Origin of the sequence: Actinoplanes subtropicus (genome assembly GCF_000721705.1) — a bacterium.
GTDB classification, from domain to species: Bacteria; Actinomycetota; Actinomycetes; order Mycobacteriales; family Micromonosporaceae; genus Actinoplanes; species Actinoplanes subtropicus.
The window spans coordinates 1-13,556 of record NZ_JOJL01000005.1 but is presented as its reverse complement, the minus strand read 5'-3'; the positions used below and the strand labels follow the sequence as shown (position 1 = coordinate 13,556).

Annotated in this window: 12 protein-coding genes; 10 read left to right on the top strand and 2 right to left on the bottom strand. The window is 73.4% G+C overall.

Going from position 1 to position 13,556, the window contains the following annotated elements:
- Positions 1-189: 189 nt before the first annotated feature.
- Entirely contained in the window at positions 190-780 is a 591-nt protein-coding gene (locus IH26_RS0108670) for a hypothetical protein (protein WP_030435608.1), read from the top strand.
- Between the two features lie 4 nt (positions 781-784).
- Here the strand turns inward: IH26_RS0108670 and IH26_RS0108665 are convergent, their stop codons facing one another.
- Positions 785-1,468 (bottom strand): histidine phosphatase family protein, encoded by a 684-nt coding sequence (locus IH26_RS0108665; protein WP_030435607.1) that lies wholly within the window; start codon positions 1,466-1,468, stop codon positions 785-787.
- Between the two features lie 116 nt (positions 1,469-1,584).
- Here IH26_RS0108665 and IH26_RS0108660 point away from each other — a divergent pair, with 116 nt between their 5' ends.
- From IH26_RS0108660 to IH26_RS0108645, 4 genes are read left to right on the top strand one after another with little or no spacing between them, the layout of a single operon-like run.
- Positions 1,585-2,832, top strand: coding sequence for a sensor histidine kinase (locus IH26_RS0108660; protein WP_245665043.1), 1,248 nt, complete (start codon positions 1,585-1,587; stop codon positions 2,830-2,832).
- Complete coding sequence (locus IH26_RS0108655; protein WP_030435605.1) at positions 2,825-3,496, top strand: response regulator; 672 nt, start codon at positions 2,825-2,827, stop codon at positions 3,494-3,496. The genes IH26_RS0108660 and IH26_RS0108655 overlap by 8 nt, the downstream gene beginning before the upstream one ends.
- A 31-nt stretch (positions 3,497-3,527) precedes the next feature.
- Positions 3,528-4,055, top strand: a complete 528-nt coding sequence (locus IH26_RS0108650; RefSeq protein ID WP_030435604.1) for an alpha/beta fold hydrolase — start codon at positions 3,528-3,530, stop codon at positions 4,053-4,055.
- A complete protein-coding gene (locus tag IH26_RS0108645) occupies positions 4,052-4,840 on the top strand; it encodes a class I SAM-dependent methyltransferase (protein WP_030435603.1) in 789 nt (262 codons plus the stop codon). Before IH26_RS0108650 ends, IH26_RS0108645 begins: the two co-directional genes overlap by 4 nt.
- A gap of 38 nt (positions 4,841-4,878) precedes the next feature.
- Here IH26_RS0108645 and IH26_RS62725 read toward each other — a convergent pair whose 3' ends face one another.
- Entirely contained in the window at positions 4,879-7,068 is a 2,190-nt protein-coding gene (locus IH26_RS62725; RefSeq protein ID WP_084598742.1) for an AbfB domain-containing protein, read from the bottom strand.
- 159 nt (positions 7,069-7,227) lie between these two features.
- On the opposite strand from IH26_RS62725, the gene IH26_RS0108635 reads away from it, so the two are divergent.
- From IH26_RS0108635 to IH26_RS63845, 5 genes are all read left to right on the top strand, one after another.
- The gene (locus tag IH26_RS0108635) at positions 7,228-7,644 is read left to right on the top strand and encodes a YciI family protein (protein WP_030435601.1); all 417 of its coding nucleotides are present in this window, start codon (positions 7,228-7,230) and stop codon (positions 7,642-7,644) included.
- Positions 7,637-8,791 (top strand): RNA polymerase sigma factor, encoded by a 1,155-nt coding sequence (locus IH26_RS0108630; protein WP_030435600.1) that lies wholly within the window; start codon positions 7,637-7,639, stop codon positions 8,789-8,791. Before IH26_RS0108635 ends, IH26_RS0108630 begins: the two co-directional genes overlap by 8 nt.
- 724 nt (positions 8,792-9,515) lie before the next feature.
- On the top strand, positions 9,516-12,920 hold the full coding sequence (locus IH26_RS0108625) for a hypothetical protein (protein ID WP_157437117.1): 3,405 nt from the start codon (positions 9,516-9,518) through the stop codon (positions 12,918-12,920).
- A gap of 5 nt (positions 12,921-12,925) precedes the next feature.
- A complete protein-coding gene (locus tag IH26_RS0108620; RefSeq protein ID WP_030435598.1) occupies positions 12,926-13,216 on the top strand; it encodes a hypothetical protein in 291 nt (96 codons plus the stop codon).
- A 191-nt stretch (positions 13,217-13,407) separates the two neighbouring features.
- Positions 13,408-13,536: a hypothetical protein gene (locus IH26_RS63845; protein ID WP_281179712.1), complete on the top strand. Its 129-nt coding sequence runs from the start codon at positions 13,408-13,410 to the stop codon at positions 13,534-13,536.
- The last annotated feature ends 20 nt before the right edge of the window (positions 13,537-13,556 follow it).

Genomic DNA, 13,556 nt, shown 5'->3' with positions numbered 1-13,556 from the left:
CCCTGGGGTCGGTGCGGGCCGTCGGCAAATGCCGGCGTTCTCCTGCACGTCATGACGTCACCGGGCCGGCCCGGGGAGGTCGCCGACCTGATCCGCCTGTGACCCTCGGCCGGACGGCGGAGGGCCCGGGCCGCGCGGTCTGTCGCGGGAGGGAGGTGTGCGAGCCGCGCCGTCCGTACGGTCGGGTCCATGCATTTCCTGACCAGCCCGGCCGATGACCGGCTCCTGGACGCCGACCGGAGTTTTCACGTCGCGTTCCTTGTCGTCGGCGGGCTTTGCACGCTGCTGTTGCTGGTGCTGTCCGGGTTCTGCTGGGTGCGGTTCCGGCGGGCCGGCCGGCGCACTTTCGCCCGCCGGAGCTACTTCTGGTTCGGCACCGCGAGCCTGATCCTCGGCCTGCTGATGGTCGTGGTCTGCTATGCGAACGTGACCAGCGTCGTCAACCCCGGGCAGACGCTGGCCGGCACGAGCTTCTCCCCGCTCGGCGAGACGTGGCTGCGGGCCGGCAGCGCGCAGATCTCGCCGGCGCTGCAGCACGCGATCGACGAGCGGCTCGCCTGGCAGCGGCCCAAGGCCATCATCTGCGGCGTCCTGCTCGTGGCCGTCGTGACGCTGAGCGTTCTTCTCTGGCGTACGCTGATCCGCCGGTCCGCCACCAGCCGGTTGATGCTGGCCGCGGGGGTGCTGTCCGCGATCGCCTGCCTGCCGCTGATGCTGATGGTCATCGGTAACACGGAGGGCGCGTACGCACCGCTGTTCCTGGCCGTGCTCTACGGCTGACGAGTCAGCGGTAGGTGAGCAGGCTCGGGTCGGCTTCCACGTGCGGGTGCTCGTTGAACGTCGACAGCGACAGCCCCCGCCGGCCGGCGATCAGCTTCGTGACGCCGGTGTTGACGGTGACGCGGTTGAGGGACGCCCACACCGCCGCCAGGGTCGGGGTGTCGGCGGACGGGCCGGCGGTCAGCAGCGTCGCCGCCATCGCGATCGGGCCGCCGGAGCTGACCGCCACGATGTCGCGGTGCTCGCCCAGCCGGGCGGTGGCGGTCGCCAGGGCTCGCGCCACGCGGTCGCGGAAGGCGGTGAAGGACTCGGCGTACTCGAGGTCGTGGCTGCCGGACGCCCAGCGCGCGGTGGCCGCCTCGAAGATCTCCTGGAAGGCGCGCGGGGTCAGCGCGGCGTGGTCGCCGTCGAGCGGGCGGTGGACCTCGACGACGTGCTGGAAGTCGAACTCGTTCCAGTCCGGGTCGGTGACCACCGGCACGGCGGCGCCGAGGCCGTCGAGCAGGCCGGCAACCGTCTCCTCGTGGCGGCGCATGCCGCCGCGCAGGATCAGGCCGGGGCGCAGGCCGCGGGCGGCGAACGCCCGGCCCAGCACCCGCGCCTGCTCGTGGCCGGCCGGGGACAGGGCGTCGTAATCCGCGGCGCCGAAGGACGCCTGACCGTGCCGGACCAGCAGGAGACGGGGCATCGGGCGACCGTACCTGATCAACCGATCGGTGGAGCGGCTCCACCGGGCGCCCGGTGGATCGGGCGATCCGCGCGGAACCTCCGGCGACTAGATTGGTGCGCCGGGGGAGGCGCGAGATGAGCTGGCAGATGGCCGAGATCGCGGCCTGGGACAAGCGGTTCCGGCCGATGGTCACCGTGGTGCCGTACGTGTTGCTGGCCGTGATGGTCGCCCTCTCCATCGCCTTCCTGCAGCACCAGCCGCGCCGCCTCGCGGTCGACCTGGCGCTGAGCGCGGTGGCCGCGGTGTGGACCCTGGCGCTGTTCACGCTGCGGCCGGCGTGGCGGGAGCGGCCCGCGGTGATGAGCGTGTTCCTGGCCGGGCTGATCGTGTTCGGGTTCGTCATGGTGGTCCGGGACCCGTGGTGGGGTTTCTACTCGATCGCGCTGTACGTCTACGCGTTCCGGATCATCGGGTGGCCGCGCGAGCTGTGGTTCGTCGCCGGCGCGTCGATCGTGGCCGGCACCGCGCAGTCCTCCGGGCTGGAGCTGGGCAGCTGGGCCGGCCGCGCCGAGTACCTGGGCGTCGTGGTGGTCAACACGCTGCCGATGTGCCTGCTGTCCTGGCTGGGCGAGCTCGGCTCCCGGCACGCCGACGCCCGGGAGACGGCGCTGCGGGAGAGCCGGGAGACCAACGAGCGGCTCCAGGCCGCGCTCGCCGAGAACGCGGCGCTGCAGGAGAAACTGGTCGAGCAGGCCCGCACGGCCGGCGTGCTCGACGAGCGGGCCCGGATGGCCCGGGAGATCCACGACACGCTCGCCCAGGGGCTGACCGGCATCGTCACCCAGTTGCAGGCGGCCGACCACGCCGCCGACGACCCGGTGGCGTGGCGGCGGCACCACGAGGCGGCGACCGCGCTGGCCCGGGAGAGCCTGACCGAGGCCCGCCGGTCGGTGAACGAGCTGCGGCCCGAACCCCTCGAAACCGGGCGGCTGGCCGACGCGATCACCGAGGTGGCCGCGAAGTGGTCGTCCCGGCACGGCATCCCGGTCCAGGTGACGGTCACCGGGGAGACCCGCACGATGCGCCCGGAGGCGGAGGTCGCCCTGCTGCGTACGGCGCAAGAAGGTTTGGCGAATGTCGGCAAGCACGCACCGGGCGCCACCCGGGTCGGTATCACCCTGTCCTACATGGACCACGAGACCGCGCTCGACATCCGCGACGACGGGCCGGGCTTCGATCTCGGGCGGCCGGGCGGGTACGGGCTGATCGCCATGCGGCAGCGGATCGAGGCGTTGTCCGGCACGTTGCAGATCGAATCGGAGGTGGGCGGCGGCACCGGCATCTCGGCCTGCCTGCCTTGGAAGGGGAGCGCGCATGAGTGAGCCGATCAAGCTGGTCATCGTCGACGACCATCCGGTGGTACGGGACGGGCTGAGCGCGATGTTCGCCCGCGACCCCGAGTTCGCGGTGGTGGGGGAGGCGTCCGACGGGGCCGAGGCGGTGCGGCTGGCCGAGACGCTGCGCCCGGACGTGATCCTGATGGACCTGCGGATGAGCGGGATGGACGGGGTGACCGCGATCGGGGAGCTGACCCGGCGCGGGGTGCCGTCGCGGGTGCTGGTGCTGACCACGTACGACACTGACAGTCACGTGCTGCCGGCGATCGAGGCGGGCGCCACCGGGTACCTGCTCAAGGACGCGCCCCGCGACGAACTGCTGCGGGCGGTGCGGTCGGCGGCCCGCGGTGAGGTGGCGCTGTCGCCGTCGGTGGCCGCGCGGCTGATGAGCCGGCTGCGCACGCCGGCGCCGTCGACCGGGCCGCTGAGCCAGCGCGAGCTGGAGGTGCTGAAGCTGGTGGCGGCCGGGCACACCAACCGGGAGGCGGCGGCGCGGCTGTTCATCACCGAGGCGACGGTCAAGACGCACCTGCTCAACATCTACGCCAAATTGGACGTCAACGACCGGGCGGCCGCGGTGGCCGAGGGCTACAACCGCGGGATGCTCGGCAAATCGGACCAGAGACCCGGGGGCGCCTCGCCGGACTGAAGCGGCGCGCGGATTGCCGTAATGTCGCGGCATGGCCGACGCTGTCGTGATTCCGGGGCGGTTGTTCGGGCCCGGTGCGCCGCTGCTCATGTACACCGGGGACGTGGCCCGGTCGCGCGGGGCGGTCGTGCACCGGCGGGAGTGGACGGAGAAGCCGCCGGAGGGCCTCGACGACTACGACCGGTGGGTGCGGGCGCAGATCCTGCCGCTGCCGGCCGGCCAGCCGCTGCTGATCGGCAAGTCGCTCGGCACGCACGCGGCCGCGCTGGCCGCTGAGCGCGACCTGCCGGCCGTCTGGCTCACCCCGCTGCTGTGGCACCCGCCGGTGGTGGCCGCGCTGGCCCGGGCGACCGCGCCGTTCCTGCTGGTCGGCGGCGGCGCCGACCCGAGTTGGGACGGCGGGGCGGGCCGCCGCCTCACCCCGCACGTCTTCGAGGTCCCGGGAGCCGACCACGGCATGTACGTGCCCGGCCCGGTGACCGCCTCCATCGCGGTGCTGGCCCAGGTGGTCGGCGCGATGGCCGAGTTCCTCGACGAGATCGGCTGGCCGCACCGGTGAGGTTCGAGCCCCGGGTCCGCGAGTGGTACGACTCCTACGACGAGGACGCCCGGCTGTGGCGGCCCGGGTCCGGCGACCTGCTGCGCCTGCGCACCTGGGACATCTTCGCGCGGCTGCTGCCACCGGCGAGCGTCGTCGCCGACGTGGGCGGCGGGCCGGGCGCGCACGCGGCCCGCCTCGCCGAGACCGGCCACGACGTGCTGCTGATCGACCCGATGCCGCAGCACGTGGCGGCGGCCCGCGCCCGGGGCGTGCCGGCGGTGCTCGGCGAGGCGCGGGCACTGCCGCTGCCCGGCGCGGCGGTCGACGTGGTGCTGCTGATGGGCCCGCTCTACCACCTGGTCGAGCCGGCCGACCGGGTGGCGGCCCTGGTCGAGGCGCGGCGGGTGCTGCGCCCCGGCGGGCTGCTGCTCGCCGAGGTCATCACCCGGCACGCGGGGGTGATGGACGCGACGCTGCGCGGGGTGCTGCACGAGGAGCAGATCTGGACGGACCTCGACCGGATCGCGCGCACCGGCCGGGCGCAGGACCGGGCCCGGCCCCGCCCGTCGGGATTCTGGGCGTACTTCCACGATCTGCCGGAGCTCGCCGGCGAACTGGCGTCGGCCGGCTTCACCGGGATCGAACTGCTGGCCGTGGAGGGCTTCGCCCACCTGCTGCCCGACCTGGCCGGCCGGATGCTCGACCCGGAGCCGCTGCTGCGCGCCGTCCGGCTCACCGAGCGCGAGCCGAGCATGCTGGGGGCGAGCCCGCACGCGCTCGGCGTGGCTCGCCGCCCGGCATGACCGGTTACGACCAGTTTCGGGTACGACTCGCTTCGGGTTTACGACGTGGCCAGGGCGGGGCGTACCGCGAAGGTCGTGTCCTGGCGCATCAGGTCGGTGCTGTCGAACTGGTCCAGGTACAGCTTGTTGTCGGCGCGATGACGCAGGTACCTATCCGGATAGTTGACCGACCGGAAGGACGTGTTCTGGCCGTTCAGCCCGACCACCGGGCAGAACGTCGCGTCCTTCGCGAACAGCGCCGAGTTGTCGTTGGTGTCCAGGTAGATCACGAAGTTCCGGTGCCGCAGGAACCGGCCGGGGAAGTTGAGCGACTCGAAGGACACGCACGACGGGTCGGCCAGGCCCTTGCGAACGGTGAACGACGAGTCCCGCCGGGCCACCAGCGGGCTGGTCGCGCTGATCGGGTCGATCCGGCCGGCGAAGCTGTAGTGCCGCACCCGGTCGCCGACCACGTCGACCGGCTCGAGACCGACGTTGGTGCCGGCCGTCAGCGGCACGATGCCGGCGTCGGTCTCGCCGCCCGGCGTGCCCGGGCCGGCCGACTGGTCCTTCTCCAGCACGGTGACCGTGCCCGCGCCCCCGTCGGAGCGGACGGTGACGATCTGCGACGGGGTCGGCACGCCGTTGGTGTCGACGCCGGAGAGCAGGTACGAGCCCGGCGGCAGGTGGTTGGCGTCGGCCGGCATGGTGACCGTGACCGAGCTGCCGTTCTGCTGGAAGGTGAGCGGCACCCGGCGCTGGTCGGCGTTGTACGAGTGGGTCACGTCGCCCGCCCGGGTGAGCGACATCGAGGCCAGCGTCCGCCCGTCGGCCATCCCCAGGGTGATCGTGCCGCCGTAGGCGAGGCTGCCGCTGATGCTGCTGATCCGCGGGCGCGAGGCCCAGCCGACGCTGCCGTCCGCGTTCTTCGTGAACAGGTACGCCGGGTAGTACATCTCGGCGTTGAGGTTGTCCTCCGGGCCGGGCACGCCGCCGGCCGCGGTCAGCACCGCGCCGCTGGGCATCAGCATCGCGGTCGAGTGGTACGTGCGGATGCGCTGCGCGGTGGCCCCGGCCCGCCACTGCCCGGTGTCCGGGTTCCAGATCTCGGATTGGTACGCCGAGTTCGCCGCCCCGGCCTGGGTGCCCACCTTGGTGCCGCCGTTGGCGAAGACCTCGCCGGTGGGCAGCACGGTCAGGTTCAGCCAGTTGCGCGCGAACTTCATCGGCGCCGGGGTGGCCACCACCGGGCTCGCGCCGTTGATGTCGACCGTGGTGGCGGCGTTCGTGGCGACCTCGGACGTCTCGTTGAACCGCTGCCCGCCGCCGGCGAACAGGATCTTCCCCGGCGCGTACATGACCGAGGAACCGGAGACGCCGATCGGGGTCGGCAGGGTGCCCAGCGAGGTGACCGAGCCGGTGCCGGCCGGGTTCAGCCGCCACATCTGGTCGAAGGAGACGCCGAAGACGGTGCCGTCCGGCGCCACGTACCCGCGGGGATACCACCAGCGGTTGTCCTTGGCGCCGAACGCGACCGTGCTGTCCGCCCCGGTCAGCGAGGTCCACGCGCCGGTGCCGGTGCCGATCTCCGGGACGGTCGCGACGCCGGAGTTGTCGCCGGGCTTCTGGTACGCGGTGGTGTTGTAGTAGTTGCCGCCGCCGAGCACCAGCATCCGGTCGTCCGGCAGCCGCAGCACCGCGGCGTACCACCGCTGCCGGGCGAGGTTCTGCCCCATCGTCTGCGCGCCGGTCGCCGGGTCGTAGATCATCGTGTTCATGGTGGAGTTGCCGCCGACCATCAGCACCCGGCCGTCCGGCAGCACCTGCAGCGCGTTGCAGAAGCTGTTGTAGTCATGCATGGAGGCGACCTGCGTGTGCGCGGCCGCCGCGGTGCCCGCCGCCGGGTTCCAGTCGTCGTACGACATGCCGCCCTGCTGCGCGACGCCCACCGGGGTGCCGTAGCTGACCACGTGCCCGTTCGGCAGCAGCACCATGTGCAGCCCGATCAGCGGCCAGGCGACCTGCGGGGCGTACATGCCGGTCACGGCCGCGTCGGCGGTCGGCGTGACCTTGCCGAGGAACGGGTCGGCCGGCTGGTTCAGCACCACCGCCGTCGACCCGACGGTGACCTGCCCGGACGGCGCCGCGGCGGCCGCCGGCCCGGCGACCTGTGTGACGGCCAGGGCCGTCGCCCCGATCGCGACCTCGACCGCGACGGCCAACGCGAATGCTCGCGCCTTACGCACCATGACATCTCCGAAATTTCCACCCGACAACGCCGAATGATCTTCACGTTCGGGCGGTTGTGGCCGCATCCTCCGCTCGGGCGAAAAAACTCTGCCGGGTATGTCGAGAATCGGTGGCCGGCTCCGTCCTGGGCGGGAAACACCTGACAAGGGGAGACAACAATGGCCAAGTACCTACTGCTCAAGCACTACCGGGGCGCGCCCGCGGCGGTGAACGATGTACCGATGGACCAGTGGACGCCGGAGGAGGTCGCGGCCCACATCCAGTACATGGACGACTTCGCCAAGCGGCTGGAGAGCACCGGCGAGTACGTCGACGGGCAAGCGCTTTCCCCGGAGGGCACCTTCGTCCGCTCCGACGGGCCGGGCCGGCCGCCGGTCACCGACGGCCCCTTCGCGGAGACCAAGGACCTGATCGCCGGCTGGATGGTGATCGACGTCGACAGCTACGAGCGGGCCCTCGAACTGGCCGGCGAGTTGTCCGCGGCGCCGGGCGCGGGCGGCGAGCCGATCCACGAGTGGCTCGAGTTGCGCCCGTTCCTCACCGCGCCGCCGACCATCACCGGGTGCCATGGTTGACGAGGCCCTGCTGCGCGGCCTCACCCCCACGGTGATCGCCGTCCTGGTCCGCCGCGGAGCCGGCTTCGCGGCGGCCGAGGACGCCGTGCAGGAGGCCCTGATCGAGGCGGTACGGGTGGGGCCGGAGGACCGGCCGCGCGACCCGCAGGGCTGGCTGATCACCGTGGCCTGGCGCAAGTTCCTCGACGCCGCCCGCGCCGAGGCCGCCCGGCGGCAGCGGGAGGACCTCATTCACGCCGAGCCGGCGCCCGGGCCCGGCGCCGCGGTGGACGACACGCTGCGGTTGTATTTCCTGTGCGCGCACCCGTCGCTGAGCCCGGCGTCGGCCGTCGCGCTCACCCTGCGCGCGGTCGGCGGCCTGACCACGCGCCAGATCGCCGAGGCCTACCTGGTGCCGGAGGCGACGATGGCGCAGCGGATCAGCCGGGCCAAGCGGACCGTCGCCGGCGTCCGGTTCACCCGGCCCGGCGACCTGGCCACCGTGCTGCGGGTGCTCTACCTGGTCTTCAACGAGGGCTACTCCGGCGAGGTCGACCTGGCCGCCGAGGCGATCCGGCTCGCCCGGCAGGTCGCGGCGATGACCAAGGACGAGGAGGCGGCCGGCCTGCTGGCGCTGATGCTGCTGCACCACGCCCGCCGCCCGGCCCGCACCCGCCCCGACGGCAGCCTGGTGCCGCTGGCCGAGCAGGACCGCGCCCGCTGGGACACCCGCCTGATCGCCGAGGGCGTCGGCGTGCTGCAGGCGGCCCTCGCCCGCGACCGGCTCGGCGAGTTCCAGGCACAGGCGGCCGTCGCCGCGCTGCACGCGGACGCCCGCACGGCCGGGGAGACCGATTGGGTCCAGATCGTCGAGTGGTACGACGAACTGGTACGCCTGACCGGCAGCCCGGTGGCCCGCCTGAACCGGGCGGTGGCGCTCGGCGAGGCGGACGGCCCGCGGGCCGGTCTGGCGGCGCTGGCCGAGCTCGACCCGGCGCTGCCCCGGCGCACCGCGGCCGCGGCGTACCTGCACGAGCGCGACGGTGACCTGGCGACCGCGGCCCGGCTGTACGCGGAGGCCGCCCGGGCGGCCGGCAACCTCGCCGAGCGGGACCATCTCACCTTGCAGGCCGCACGGCTCAACGCCCGGCTGCGGGGCTGTACATGATCTGACTTCGAAGTGGACGGTGAACTCGATAAAGTGGCGACGCGCTCGCCGTTCACCGCGGGGGAGGTTGATGGAAGCGACCCGCGATTTCCGCGGTCTCGAGCCCGTGGAACAGAAGACCGACCGCGGCCCGGAGCCCGATCCCGCCGCGCCGTCGCCGGGTCCCCTGGCCGAGGCGGGGAACGGTGCGGTGGCGACGCTGCTCGGCTCGGCCGGCGCGGGTGCGCGGCAGTCTCCCGGCGACCCACCACCGACGCCGCCGGCGCTGGGCGCCGGTGCGGTGGCCGCGCTCCAGCAGTCGGCCGGCAACGGCGCAGTGGCTCGCCTGCTCTCCGGTGGCGCATCGACCCCCGCTCCCGGCGGCCCAGGTCTCACGGCCATGCCCGCCGTCGGTGGACCGCCCGGGGCGGTCGCTCTTTCGGCGGCCCTGCCGGATTCCGCGTCCGCCACATCCTCGGCCGGCGCCGTCGCGACGCCCGCGTCCGCGCCGACTGTGACCGGTGGCGGGCCTGCCGCATCGGGGGTCCCGTCGAGCGCGGGTTCTACGTCCGCCGCGGGTCCGGGATCGGCCGGGCTTGCCGCTGCCGCCGGGGCGCTTCCGGCCGCGCCGGCTCCGGCTGCGGCGGCGTCCTCCACGGTTCCGGCTGGTGGGGGCTCCGTCGGGGGTGGTGCTTCGCCCGTACGCAAGCTGGATTTGCCACCGACCGCGACGGCCGTTGTTGCCGTGCCGAATGCAGTCGATGAAGGGGCGCAGGAAGTTGTTGCCGCGATAGCGGCCGCCGGGAGCGAAGGGCAGGCGGCGCTCGCCGCCGCCGTGGGCGAGCAACTGGCGTCCATCGCGGCCATGGTGGAGACCCAGCAGGCGGGAATCGACGAGGGCGCGGCCGCTCAGCTCGCCGCGGTCGACACGGCCTTCGGGGATGCGGCCGCCCGGCTCGGGGCCGCCATCGCGGGCGCGCAGCAGCAACTGGCCACCGCCCACCAGAGCGAGCAGCAACGCCTGGCCGCCTGGTCGGCCGAGACGCAGCAGCAGCTGTTCAGCGGGTACGCGGACCGCACAGCGCGGGTACAGGCCGGCGGCGTCAGCGCGGGAAACGCCGTCGTGTCGTCCGCCGAGGGCATCGCCACGGGCACCGGTGCCGAGGTGGAAGGGCTCGCCCAGCAGGCGCGGACGGCCGGCGCGGCGCGGGCGGCGGCACCGGGCGGCGCGGACGCGGAGGGGGCGGAGGCTCGGGCGGCGGCCGCCCGGGAGGTCTCCGGGGACACCGCCAAGGAGATCTCCGGCAAGCTCGGCACCACCGTCGGTGAGCTGCGCGCGCTCGGGCCGGAGACGCAGGCCCAGCTGGTGTCGCAGGCCAACCTGATCGCGATGCAGATCCAGCTGCGGATGCCGACCGTCGCCGCGGTGCTCGGCGAGACCACCGCCGGGGCGGGTGCGCAGTTGAACCAGGCGGTCGCGGCCGGCAGTGCGTCGCTGGCCGCGTTCGGGGCGGAGCTGTCGGGGCAGCTCGGCGGGCTGCGTACCACCGTGATGACCGCCGTCCGGCAGCAGGCCGACGCGGCCAAGGAGTCGGTGTTCGCGGCCGGCCAGCAGACGGTCGAGGCGGGACAGGCGCAGCACGCGCAGGCCGCGGCGGCCGGGGCCGCGCTGCTCGACGGGGTGCTGGCCGGGGTCGCCAACCGGAAGATCCGCCGGGCGGCCGCGGCCAAGCTGTCCGGCGAGCTGAGCGGGCACGTACGGCAGGGGTTCGGGGACGCCGAGCAGCAGGCGCGGGTGATGCTCGCCGAGATCGCGCAGGCGTTCAGCGAGACCGCGGGGCAGGCCCTCGACGTACTCCTGCAATCGAGCGATCAGGCCCGGCAGCACGCGTCCGGGGTGGCCGGTCAGGGTGCGGACGCCGCGGCGGGACAGGCCACGTCGCTGGCGGCGCAGTTCGCGGAGCTCACCACGGCGGCCACCGGGTCGGGCAGCGCGCTGGTCGGCGGCAACCTCGCCAGCCTCGACCAGATCATCGCCGACCTCGACGCGCGGTTCGGGCAGGTGCTGACCGACTTCCGGACCTCGCTCACCCAGAAGGCGGCGGAGACGACCGGCAAGGCGCGGGAGCCGGTCACCACACTCGACGGCCGGATGACCAAGGCGATGCAGGAGGCCGAGGAGGCCACCCACCGCAGCTGGCTGGAGAAGGCGTGGGACTCGATCCCCTGGGGGACGATCGCCGGCGTCATCGTCGGGCTGGTCGTCACGATCGCGGTGGTCGCGCTGCTCGGCACCGGCATCGGGGCGCTGATCGTGGCCGGGGCGCTGTCCGGGGCGCTGTCGGCGGCGGCGACCACGCTCACCGACAACGCGGTGCACGGCCGCGACACCAACTGGGGCGATCTCGGCAAGCAGATGCTGGTCGGTGCGGCGTTCGGGGCGGTCGGGGGCGCGATCGGCGGCGGGGTCGCCGGGGCGCTCGGCGGTGCGGTGGAACGCCAGGCGATCACCGAGGTCACGGCGGTGGCGGTCGGCAAGGGAGTCAACGTGGTCACCGGGGCGACGCTCGGCGTCGTCAACAACATCGCCGCCGGCCGGCCCTGGCACGAGGGCCTGCTGACCAACATCGGGCTGTCGATGGCTCTTTCGTACGGCCCGGGTGGTCGCTTCATCGAGGGCGCCACCCAGAGCGCGCGCGGGGCGATGGTGGACAGCGGCGCCGCGTTCAACGTGACGGCGGCGGAGACGTCCGCGTCCTCGGTGCGTACGCAAGGTCCGGTGGAAAGCAGCACCGAGCCGGTTCTCTCCGGCCCGGCCGAGGAACCGGTCATGGACCTGCCCGAGGGCACGGTCATGTCCGGCGAGACGCCGATGACCGAGGCCGAGGCGCGGGTCATGTACGAGAACTCGCGCCGGGACGCCCCGCACCACGAGGCCGGCGTCTACCGCAACAGCGAGACCGGCGAGTGCATCGTGGTGCAGGGCAACAACGAGTACATCGACGCGGGCGCGGCCACCAACTCGGCGATGCGGGAGTTCCTGGAGAGCCGGCCCGGCGAGCCCGGCCGCTGGGAGCTGGTCGAGCACTCGCACCCGGTCGACCCGGCCACCGGCGTCACCCACGAGGCCCACCGCTACCCGAGCGGCAGCGGCGGCGACTTCGACGTGGCCCGCCTGCAGTCGGAGCGGAACGGCGGCACACCGGTCGAGCAGACCATCGGCATCGTCACCGAGCGCGGCAACGAGACCGTCACCTACGGCTACGACCCGGGCGAGGCACAGCCGTACTCGCTGACCTACCCCGGACCGGACGGCCAACCGGTCACCGTGCGGTTCAAATCGATGGAAGCGTACGGCGAGTGGTACGAGAACCAGCCCGGCACCGGCGGCGGCTCCCCGCACATCGAGGGCGACGCGGCGGCGGTGGCCGGCGCTCCCGGCAAGGAGACGGTCGCCGACCTGAAGCGGCGGGCATTCGAGGCCGAGGCCCGGGCCGAGGAACTGCGCCGCGGCGACTGGGCCGACCGGGCGCAGCGGCTACGCATGACGTTCGACGAGCTGGAGGGCCTCGCGAGCAGCCCCGAGGAGATCCACGAGCTCGCCGGAGAGGAACTGGCGCAGCTCGAGGCCTTGGAGAGCGAGATGCCGCCCCGGCCACCGGAGCCGGAAGCGCCGCAGACCCGTTGGACCCAGGAGGGTGGGCTCGCCGCGACCGAGGGCCGCCAGGTGCTCCAGGCCGACGGCACGCTGAGCGATCCGAGCCACGGCCTGAAGAAGCACGGCCCGGACACGGATCCGCGATGGGTGCGGGGCATGGCCGAGACCAACCGGTCCGGCGTCGCGGCCAAGTTCCTCAGCGAGCACCTGATGGAGACGGCGACCTCGGACTCCATCGCAGCCGCCAAGCCCGCCATCGACGCCTGGCTGGAGGGGAATCCGCCGGCCGGCGAGAATCTGACGCTGCCCGATTTCGACCCGGGCCTCGGTAATCTCGGCGAGGGTTACCGGTGGAACCCCGAGACGGGGGTCGCCGAGCCGGTACCGCCGTCGACGCCGTTCACCGGGGTCCGGGTGATCCTCAAGGCGACCGGCGGCACACCGCCCTACATCATCCAGACCACGATGCCCGTGCTGCCGGAACAGGGGTAGGCCCGATGAACGACGTGGAACGCTCCGGGCTGGAGCGCGTCCTGGTCTCCTATTTCTCCGACAACTCGACCGCGGAGGGCGTGCGCGAGATGCTCGGCGTGACCCGAGCCCGCGCTGACTATCACGATCGCTACCGCGGATTTCTGGCGGCCGGCCTGACCGCGGCGCGGGCCGGGGACGAGGACGCGCTCCGGGCCGTGCGCCGGCTGGCCCCGTTCACGGCCGACCTGGCCGCCGCGGTGTCCTTGCTGGAAGACGTGCTCACCGAGTATGACCGGCAGTACGCGCTCGGATGAGTTTCACACTCTTCCCGGCTCCGAGCGCTATCCCCGATCCGAAGCCGAGTGCGAGTTCAAGGTCGGTGGCTCGGCGTCGCTTGTGGCGGGTTCGGGCACGCCGTCGCAAGGTAAGCGATCTTTGACCGGGAGGTTGAGATGGGGCGGCCGACCCGTGGACCGTGCGACTCCGGGTGTACGAAGGGTGCGCCGTGTTGCTGGGTGATGAAGGTTCCGAACTCGCGGCCGGCCACGGCGGGACGCTGCCGGCGCTGGCGACGTGCGCGGCTCTCCTGATCGCCGCCATCGCGGTCGTCGCCGGCCGGACCGGCTCACCGTGAGAGCGCGGTGCCCGGGTTAC